Source organism: Streptomyces cacaoi (assembly GCF_006539165.1).
GTDB lineage: Bacteria > Actinomycetota > Actinomycetes > Streptomycetales > Streptomycetaceae > Streptomyces > Streptomyces cacaoi.
On the sequence record NZ_BJMM01000102.1, the window covers coordinates 1 to 9,164 of the forward strand.

The 9,164-nt window shown below is 74.5% G+C and carries 8 protein-coding genes and 1 pseudogene; 3 read left to right on the plus strand and 6 right to left on the minus strand.

Features of this window, described 5'->3' with window-relative positions; genetic code table 11:
- The 5 genes and pseudogenes from SCA03_RS33965 to SCA03_RS33985 form a co-directional block, all read right to left on the minus strand.
- Positions 1 to 414, minus strand: a pseudogene (locus SCA03_RS33965) (hypothetical protein); the annotation flags it as partial.
- A 2-nt stretch (positions 415 to 416) separates the two neighbouring features.
- Positions 417 to 1,484 (minus strand): AAA family ATPase, encoded by a 1,068-nt coding sequence (locus tag SCA03_RS33970; RefSeq protein WP_086815650.1) that lies wholly within the window; start codon positions 1,482 to 1,484, stop codon positions 417 to 419.
- Between the two features lie 37 nt (positions 1,485 to 1,521).
- Positions 1,522 to 3,798, minus strand: coding sequence for a VMAP-C domain-containing protein (locus SCA03_RS33975; protein WP_086815648.1), 2,277 nt, complete (start codon positions 3,796 to 3,798; stop codon positions 1,522 to 1,524).
- A 17-nt stretch (positions 3,799 to 3,815) separates the two neighbouring features.
- Positions 3,816 to 4,361, minus strand: a complete 546-nt coding sequence (locus SCA03_RS33980) for a CU044_2847 family protein (RefSeq protein WP_086815645.1) — start codon at positions 4,359 to 4,361, stop codon at positions 3,816 to 3,818.
- A gap of 106 nt (positions 4,362 to 4,467) precedes the next feature.
- A complete protein-coding gene (locus SCA03_RS33985) occupies positions 4,468 to 5,097 on the minus strand; it encodes a uridine kinase family protein (RefSeq protein ID WP_086815644.1) in 630 nt (209 codons plus the stop codon).
- Between the two features lie 283 nt (positions 5,098 to 5,380).
- On the opposite strand from SCA03_RS33985, the gene SCA03_RS33990 reads away from it, so the two are divergent.
- Complete coding sequence (locus SCA03_RS33990; RefSeq protein WP_030888724.1) at positions 5,381 to 6,469, plus strand: S-(hydroxymethyl)mycothiol dehydrogenase; 1,089 nt, start codon at positions 5,381 to 5,383, stop codon at positions 6,467 to 6,469.
- Positions 6,469 to 7,077: an MBL fold metallo-hydrolase gene (locus SCA03_RS33995; protein ID WP_030888721.1), complete on the plus strand. Its 609-nt coding sequence runs from the start codon at positions 6,469 to 6,471 to the stop codon at positions 7,075 to 7,077. The genes SCA03_RS33990 and SCA03_RS33995 overlap by 1 nt, the downstream gene beginning before the upstream one ends.
- A gap of 57 nt (positions 7,078 to 7,134) precedes the next feature.
- Here SCA03_RS33995 and SCA03_RS34000 read toward each other — a convergent pair whose 3' ends face one another.
- On the minus strand, positions 7,135 to 8,346 hold the full coding sequence (locus tag SCA03_RS34000) for a pyridoxal phosphate-dependent aminotransferase (RefSeq protein WP_030888717.1): 1,212 nt from the start codon (positions 8,344 to 8,346) through the stop codon (positions 7,135 to 7,137).
- Positions 8,347 to 8,436: 90 nt separating this feature from the next.
- Between SCA03_RS34000 and SCA03_RS34005 the strand changes: the two genes are divergently transcribed.
- Positions 8,437 to 9,105 (plus strand): winged helix-turn-helix transcriptional regulator, encoded by a 669-nt coding sequence (locus SCA03_RS34005; protein ID WP_141275859.1) that lies wholly within the window; start codon positions 8,437 to 8,439, stop codon positions 9,103 to 9,105.
- The last annotated feature ends 59 nt before the right edge of the window (positions 9,106 to 9,164 follow it).

Consider the following 9,164-nt stretch of genomic DNA (forward strand, 5'->3'; position numbering starts at 1 on the left):
CGCGGTGTGCCGCGGGCGCGGCGCGTCCGCGCGGGGCGGCGCGGCGGCGTACAGCTCCGGCCGGGCCCGCTCGCCGCCGGGCGGGACGGCGGGCGCACCGGCGTCCTCGCCGGGCCCGTCCGGCGTCTCGTCCCGCCCGTCCTCGGCATCCGGCGGGTGCGCGGGCCCCGGCACCGGCCCGGGCGGCGTGGCGTGCAGCCGCAGGGCGCGCGGCAGGGGCAGCCGGGAGGCCGCCGGGTCGGCGCCGTCGCCGGCCGGCAGGCGCCCGGCCAGCCACAGCACGTCCAGCAGCTCGTGCGGGTCCAGCTCGCGCCCGGCGGCGCGCAGGGCGTGCAGGAAGGAGCCCAGCCGGGCCTCGCGCGCCGCCCGGCCCGCCGTCTCCCCGGCAGCGCCGGGCCGCCCCTGCTCCGGCACGCTCAGACCGTTCCCGTCAGCTGGTGCAGCACGGCGTCCAGCAGCCCGTCCGCGTCCAGGTCGACGCCGCCGGACCGCAGGAAGACGGCGTTGAGCAGCTGATCGGTGGCCAGTTCGCCGGGGGCCCGGCGGCGCAGGAACGCCTGGAGCAGCTCGTCGGCCTCGCGCAGCGCGTCCTCGCCCAGGTGCGCGGCGACGATGGCACGCAGCCGCTCCTCGTCCGGCACCGGTAGATCCAGCCGGATGCAGCGGCGCAGGAACGCCGGCGGGAAGTCCCGTTCGCCGTTGCTGGTGATGACGACGACGGGGAACTCCGTGCACTGCACACGGCCCCGGTCGACCTCGACCGTGTCGTCGCCGTCCGCCGTGAACACCCGGATCCTGGACTGCTCCTCGGGCAGCCGCACCAGCTCCGGGATCTCGAAGACGCCCTCCTCGAAGACGGTCAGCAGATCGTTCGGCAGATCGACGTCGCCCTTGTCCATCTCGTCGACGAGCAGCGCCCGGGGCCGCTCGGCCGGGACGAGCGCCGTGCCCAGCGGGCCCAGCCGCACGAAGCTGCCGATGGACGGCTCGGCCTCGCCCCGGTCCCGGCTGAGCGTCGTCTCCCGCAGCCGGCCGATCGCGTCGTACTGGTACAGCGCCTCCTGCACCGTCGAGCGGCTGTTGACGGGCCAGCGCAGCAGGGCGCCCAGGCCCAGCTCGTGCGCGACGGCACGGGCCAGCGAGGACTTGCCGGTGCCCGCCGGGCCCGTCACCAGCAGCGGACGGCGCAGATGCAGGGCCGCGTTGACGACATCGGCATGGCTGTCGGAGATCAGATACGGCAGCGGGGGCCGCGCCGGGCCGCCGGCCTCCCCCGACTCACCGGGCTGCCGGAACCGGCGCCACGGCGGCGCCGGAGGCAGCGTGGCGCGGCGGCTGCGGCCGTCACCGCGGAAGATGCGCCAGCCGCCGTCACCGGTACCGCCACCGTCGGCCGTGCTGCCATCGTCGGCAGCATCTGCGGCTTCCGTGACGGCGGCGGCGTCCGGCTCCGGCCGGGGGCCTGGCGGGGTCGCGGAGGTCATACGGCACTCTCCTGGATCTGCCGGGGCACGGGCGCCCTCACGGCTCGGACAACATCAATCGGGGAACGGTACGGTCCGCGTCCGCCCACGCCAGCACCGGACGGCCGGGGAACTCCCCGGGCCGCAGCAGGGTCTTGGCGCGGTACGAACGCACCCCCTCGGGCAGCGCACGCGTCGTCACCTCGGTCATGTGCCGTACGGCGTGCGACTGGCGGCCGGTGCTGCGGTCCCACACGACCACCGGAATACCCATCGACAGACACACCTTCACGATCTCGTCCCGCGCCCGGTCCGGCACATCCACCGTGACGCGCACCGCGTCCCGCCGGTCCAGCAGCAGCGCGTACACCTCGCGCCCGCCCGCCGACTCGTCGGTGATCCGCACCGCGTCCCCGCTGTCCAGCTGCCGCCAGCGGCGCCGCCAGTCCGGGACGAACCGCTCGTGCCTGCGCAGCAGTTCGGGGCAGTGCACCACGAGCTGGTACTCGGCGCCCAGCACCCCGGGCACCAGATCACCGGAGTCCTGGCTCTCCCACTCGTCGACCGGCAGATTCAGCGACGCGCTGTCCACCAGCGTCTCCACCAGCGGCCGTTCCTCCCCCGGCGCCGAGCGGTGCAGCGACTCCAGGACGTCCAGCAGCGCCCGGGCCGCCTCCGCGGCCGTGTACGTCTCCTCCGGCTGCTCCGCCGCACCCCGCACCGGATCCTGCCGCGCACCCACCGGCTCCCCCCTCGGCTCCGCCGACGCCGCGGCCCCCGGACGGGAACCGCCGTACGGGGAACAGGACGCGGCACGGCCCGTCGGCACCTGACGCGGGCCCGAACCCTCGTCGCACCACACCCGCAGCCGGTAGCGCTCACCGGCGCGCGAGACCTGCACCAGCACCCGCGGCGGCCCGGTACGCGCCGCCGCCGTCCGCGCCCACTCCTCCGCCTCGGCACGGCGTTCGGCCAGCGCCGAGCGGGGCGTGGCCAGCCGCTCGGCGACCCCGTCCACCCACAGCCGCAGCCGCGCCCGCTGCCCCGAGCCCTCCGGACACAGCACCGCCACGAACTCGACGGCCCGCAGCAGGGCCGGCACCCGCCGGTCCTCCGACTGCGCACGGCTGTCGCCCGGCAGCTGTTCGAGATGGTCCCAGAGCCGCCGCGCGCCCCGCCCGTCCAGCGCCGACGGCAGCGCCGCCGCCCTCGGCAGCGCCGCGCGCACCACCTCGTCCAGCCGCCCGGTCACCTCCGGCGGCAGCTCCTTCAACAGCGTGTGCAGCGCACGCTCCTCCGACGGCGACAGCAGCCGCGGCACCTCCGAGAACCGGCCGCACGCCAGCAGCATGGCCGCGGTGTGCGGCTCGTCCCGGCGCAGCAGACCGCTCAGCGCCGCCAGCGCACGCGGATGGGTCACCAGCAGCTCGGCGAACTCCCGTACCGTGGGCGCCGATCCGTCCGTGCGGTGCCCCAGCCCGCACCGGTCGGCGACCTCCCGGCCCAGCGTCCGCAGCCGCTCGCCCGCGGCCAGCTGCTCCAGCAGCCCCGTCAGCAACGGCAGCGCCGGATCGTCCGGATCGCACACCCGCGTGGCGACCAGCTCCCACGCGCCCGCCTCGCGCAGCTCCTCCCGGATGCGCTGCCACGGCACACCCCAGGCACGCCGCACCACGTGCTGCGGACTGTGCGGCACCGCCGCCCCGGTGGCCGGATCCGCGGGCGGCGCGAACTGCGCCACCACCAGCCCCACCACGGCGTGCGCGCCCCCCGACCACAGCGGACCGCCGCTGTAGCCCGGCCCGATCGCCATGCCGGTCGGAGCGCCGTCCAGATAGCCGATCCGCCCGTCACAGGCGCCCACCCGCACATCGGCGTAACTGCGGGCCAGCCCCGAACCGTGCCAGGAACGCAGCGTCTGGCCCTGCGCCATCTCCAGCCACTGCGGAGCCGCCGCCGCGCCCGGCAGCCCCGTCAGCCGCAGCAGCGCCAGATCCCCCAGCCACTCGCCCGTCTCCACGCCCCCGCCGGGCACCGGCGAGCCGTCCGGCCGCCGCGCCGGAATCCAGCACGCCGTCACCGCCTGGTGCCGCAGCCCCTCGCCGCCCGCCGGATCGGCGCCCACGACCGTCACGGCCGCCTCGCCCGGCGGCTCCGCCGCGAACAGCTCCCGGCCCAGCGCGTCGTTGACGACGTGCGCGCAGGTGATCGCCCACTCCGGGCCCAGCAGCACGGCCCCGCCCGCGCTGCGCCCGTCGCGCCGCCGGACCGACAGCACACACTGCCGGGGATCTGCGCTGGGCGAGGGGTCGCCCACCGAACGGAACCAGCCCATGAGCCCTGCCCGCCCGCTCAGCCCGCCGCGCCCGGGGAGGTGCCCTGCTGCGGGGGCGCGCCGTGCTGCGGGGGCGCGCCGGAGTCCGGCTGCGGGTCCGTGCCGTGCCGCGGGTCCGTGCCGGAGTCCGGCTGCGGCTGCCAGGTCGCCGAAACGGTCATGTGCGCCTGCCCGTTCGCGCCGACGATGCCCAACTTCAGATCCTGGCCCACCTGGAGGCCGAACGAGACGCTGATCTCCTGCGGCGGCCGGCCGGCGGCCAGCACCGCGTCGTGCACCTCCTGGAGCAGCGGGCCGAGCGGCCGCAGCGTCTGCCGCAGCGTGTCCACGGCGAACGCGGCCACCCGCCGCCCGCCCCGCGCCACGGGCACGCTCGGGCCCATGCCCTCCGGCCCGTCGTCCACCCCGCCGGACGGCGGGCCGCCCGGGGCGGGCACGGGCGCCGCCGACGGTTCGGCGGCGGCGCCCTCCGGCGCGGGCGCGGGAGGCGCCCCCGTCCCGGGCACGCACTCGAAACGTACGGAGGTTCCGTCGGCAAGTCGCAGTTCGGTGTAGGTCGGCACCCTGCCATTGTGCCGATCTTCGGCCGTCGAAGGGGAAGTTGTGCCCGACGGGAGACATACGCGGGCCGGGACGGCCGCCCGGGCGCCGCGCACCGGCGGGCGGACTTCAGGCCGCCGACCGCGTGGCACCGCCGGTGCGCAGCCGGGCGATCCGCGCATGCGCCTCGTCCCGGGTGCACGGCGCGGCGCCCAGCGCACGGTGCCGGGCGACGATCTCCCCCTCGGCCCGCATCAGCCGCCAGCCCCGGCGGAGAAGGAGCGGCACCGGTTTGCGTGCCTCGCGCACATCCCGCAGCAGCCGCCGGCGGAACGTGGTGAAGGGCCGGCCCCGCAGACAGATCGCGTCCGCCAGCAGGCCCAGCGCTGCGCAGCGTTCCGCGATGTCGGCCGCGAAGATCCCCTCGGCGACGAACAGCCGCGCCCCGTCCAGCCGTACCGTCTCCCGGCCGACGCGGGCGCTGACCGCGATGTCGTACAGCGGCGCCGTCGTCCGGCCCGAGTGGCACAGCTCCTGTATGGCGCGCACCGCCGTGTCCGCGTCCCAGGACTGCGGCGAGTCCCAGTCGACGGCCCGCGTCGCGGCGAGCAGGGGCAGCGTGGGATCGCCGCGCTCCTTGTAGAAGTCGTCGAGCCGGAGCACGGGCAGGCCCGTACGGGCGGCCAGCCGCGTCTTGCCGGAGCCGGAGGGACCGGTCAGCAGGACGACCCGGGCCCTGGGAGGTCGGTATGCACTCACGGGCGCTCATTGTCGGCCATCCGCCGCCGTGGCGGCACCACCCGGCCCGGGACCGGGTGACCCGGGGCGGTCGGAACCCGTCGGGAACCGGGGCCCGCCCGGCACCGGAACCACTCCGGCGTCCGAGGACGCGCACCCCGGCGCGAAGCCGGACGCGCCCGGCCGCGCACGGGCGGACGGGAGCCGGGCACATCCTCCCCGCACGGCGGAACGGCAGCGACAATGGGCCTCCGGCGCGGAGCGAGTCCCGCGCCCGACGAACGACAAGAGGAGGCCCACACGCATGGCGCAGGAAGTACGCGGGGTCGTGGCACCCGGAAAGAACGAACCGGTGCGGGTCGAGACCATCGTGGTGCCCGATCCCGGCCCGGGCGAGGCCGTGGTGCAGGTGCAGGCGTGCGGCGTCTGCCACACCGATCTCCACTACAAGCAGGGCGGCATCAGCGACGACTATCCGTTCCTGCTCGGGCACGAGGCGGCGGGCGTCGTCGAGGCCGTCGGCGAGGGTGTCACCGACGTCGCACCCGGTGACTTCGTGATCCTCAACTGGCGGGCGGTCTGCGGCCAGTGCCGGGCCTGCAAGCGCGGCAGGCCCTGGTACTGCTTCGACACCCACAACGCGCGGCAGAAGATGACCCTCGGGAAGGGCGGCGCCGAGCTCGAACCGGCGCTCGGCATCGGCGCGTTCGCCGAGAAGACGCTCGTGGCCGCTGGCCAGTGCACCAAGGTCGACCCGGCCGTCTCCCCGGCGGTCGCGGGACTGCTCGGCTGCGGTGTGATGGCCGGGATCGGCGCGGCGATCAACACCGGGCAGGTCACCCGGGGCGACAGCGTCGCGGTGATCGGCTGCGGCGGTGTCGGGGACGCGGCGGTCGCCGGCGCGCGGCTGGCCGGCGCGGCGAAGATCATCGCGGTGGACATCGACGACCGGAAGCTGACCACCGCCGAATCGATGGGCGCCACCCACACCGTCAACTCCCGCGACACCGACCCCGTCGAGGCCGTCCGGGAGCTGACCGGCGGCAACGGCGCCGACGTCGTCATCGAGGCCGTGGGCCGCCCCGAGACCTACAAGCAGGCGTTCTACGCCCGCGATCTGGCCGGCACCGTCGTCCTCGTCGGTGTGCCCACGCCGGAGATGCAGCTGGAGCTGCCGCTGCTGGACGTCTTCGGCCGGGGCGGTGCGCTGAAGTCCTCCTGGTACGGGGACTGCCTGCCCTCGCGGGACTTCCCGATGCTGGTGGATCTGCACCTCCAGGGACGGCTGGACCTGGGCGCCTTCGTCACCGAGACGATCGCGCTGGACGAGGTGGAGAAGGCGTTCGAGCGGATGCACGCGGGCGATGTGCTGCGTTCGGTGGTGGTTCTCTGATGGCCGCGCACATCGACCATCTCGTCACCTCCGGCACCTTCAGCCTGGACGGCGGCACCTGGGACGTCGACAACAACGTGTGGATCGTGGGCGACGCGTCCGAGGTCGTCGTCATCGATGCCGCACACGACGCCGACGCCATCGCCGAGGCCGTCGGGGACCGGGCGCTGCGGGCCATCGTGTGCACCCACGCGCACAACGACCACATCGACGCGGCACCCGCCCTCGCCGACCGCACCGGAGCCCCGATCCTGCTGCACCCGGACGACCGGGAGCTGTGGGAGATGACCCACCCGGACCGGGAGCCGGACGGTGAACTCACCGACGGACAGCGGCTGTCGATCGCCGACACCGCACTGACGGTGCTGCACACCCCGGGCCACGCGCCCGGCGCCGTCTGTCTGTACGCGCCCGACCTGGGCACCGTCTTCACCGGGGACACGCTCTTCCAGGGCGGCCCCGGGGCCACGGGACGGTCGTTCTCCGACCACCCGACCATCCTGCGCTCGATCCGGGAACGGCTGCTGACCCTGCCGCCGGAGACGGTCGTGCGCACCGGGCACGGCGACAGCACGACGGTGGCCGCCGAGGCGGACAACATCCACTGATCCGCGAGCCGGCCGCACGGGGCTCCGGCGCCGTGCGGCCGGTACGCCGCACACCCGTCACTGCCGGTAGCCGTCGAGGAAGCGCCCGATCCGGGAGATCGCGGCATCCAGATCATCGGCACGCGGCAGCGTGAGGATGCGGAAGTGGTCCGGCGCGGCCCAGTTGAAGCCCGTGCCCTGCACCACCTGGATCTTCTCGCGCAGCAGCAGATCCAGCACGAACCGCTCATCGTCGTGGATCTTGTGCACGGAGGGATCCAGCCGCGGGAAGGCGTACAGCGCGCCCTTCGGCTTCACACAGCTGACGCCCGGGATCTCGTTGAGCTTCTGCCAGGCCACGTCCCGCTGTTCGAGCAGCCGGCCGCCGGGCAGGACGAGATCCTTGATGCTCTGCCGGCCCCCCAGCGCGGCCTGGATGGCGTACTGCGCGGGCGCGTTGGGACACAGCCGCATGGAGGCCAGCATGCCCAGCCCCTCCAGATAGCTGCGCGCGTGCTGCTGCGGCCCGGACACCAGCAGCCAGCCCGAGCGGAACCCGGCCACCCGGTACGCCTTGGACAGCCCGCTGAAGGTGAGGCACACCAGATCGGGTGCCAGCGTGCCCACGTGGTGGTGCTGCACACCGTCGTAGAGGATCTTGTCGTAGATCTCGTCCGAGAAGACCATCAGGCCGTGCCGCCGGGCCAGATCGAGGATGCCCTCCAGCAGCTCGCGCGGATACACCGCGCCCGTGGGGTTGTTGGGGCTGATGATCACGACGGCCTTGGTGCGTGAGGTGATCTTCGCGGCCATGTCGTCGAGATCGGGCAGCCAGTCGGCCTGTTCGTCGCACACGTAGTGCACGGCCTTCCCTCCGGCCATCGTCGTCACGGCCGTCCACAGCGGGAAGTCCGGGGCGGGGATGAGGATCTCGTCCCCGTCCTCCACGAGGGCCTGGACCGCCATCGACACCAGCTCCGAGACGCCGTTGCCCAGATAGACGTCGTCGACGTCGGCCTCCGGGAAGCCCCGCTGCTGGTAGTACTGCGCCACGGCACGGCGCGCGGGCAGGATGCCGCGCGACTCCGTGTAGCCGTGCGCCTGCGGCAGCATCCGCACCATGTCCTGGAGGATCTCCTCGGGCGCCTCGAAGCCGAACAGCGCCGGATTGCCCGTGTTCAGCCGGAGCACGCTGTGGCCGGCCTCCTCCAGGGCGTCGGCCTGCTCGATCACCGGGCCGCGGATCTCGTAACAGACCTCGCTCAGCTTGCTCGACTGCCGGAACTCCATGCTCGGCCACCCTCCTTCAGACACCCTGCACTCACTTGGTTCTACCAAGTCCCCACTTGGAAAGTCCAACCCGTTGTCTAGACTGTGGGCATGCCGAGCCGACCACGCCGCAGCTACGACCAGTTCTGCGCCATAGCGCGCGCCCTCGACTCCGTCGGTGACCGCTGGAGTCTGCTCATCGTCCGCGAACTGCTCGCCGGCCCCCGCCGGTACACCGATCTCCACGCCGACCTGCCCGGAGTGAGCACCGACGTCCTCGCCGCCCGGCTCAAACACCTGGAGGGCGAGGGCCTCGTCGTGCGCCGCGCCCTGCCCCGCCCCGCCACGGCCAAGGTGTACGAACTGACCGCGCGCGGCGGCGAACTGCTCCCCGTGCTCACGGCGCTGGCCCGCTGGGGAGCCGCCGACCTGGGCACGCCCCGCTCCACCGACGCCGTCCGCGTCCACTGGTGGGCCGTACCGGTGCGCACGGCCCTGGAGGACGCGCTGGAGCAGGCGCTCGGGCCCGACGCGGAGAGACGCGCCCTCGTCGAGGTGCACCTGCCCGAGGGGGTCTTCCACGTCCGCCTCGGCGACGACCCGCCCTACGGCGAGGGCCCGGCCCCCCACCCCGCGGACGCCACCCTGAAGTTCACCCCGGAGGCAACGGCCCCCCTGACCACCGCGACCCTCACCCACCAACTCACCACAGGCACAGCCCACATCACCGGCAACACCCCCCTGGCCCAGGCCCTCCGCCCCACACCCCCACCGAACTGACGAAGCCCACCGAACAGGCCGGATATGAGCATGGGGGCACCCGGGAGCGGGGGTCTCCT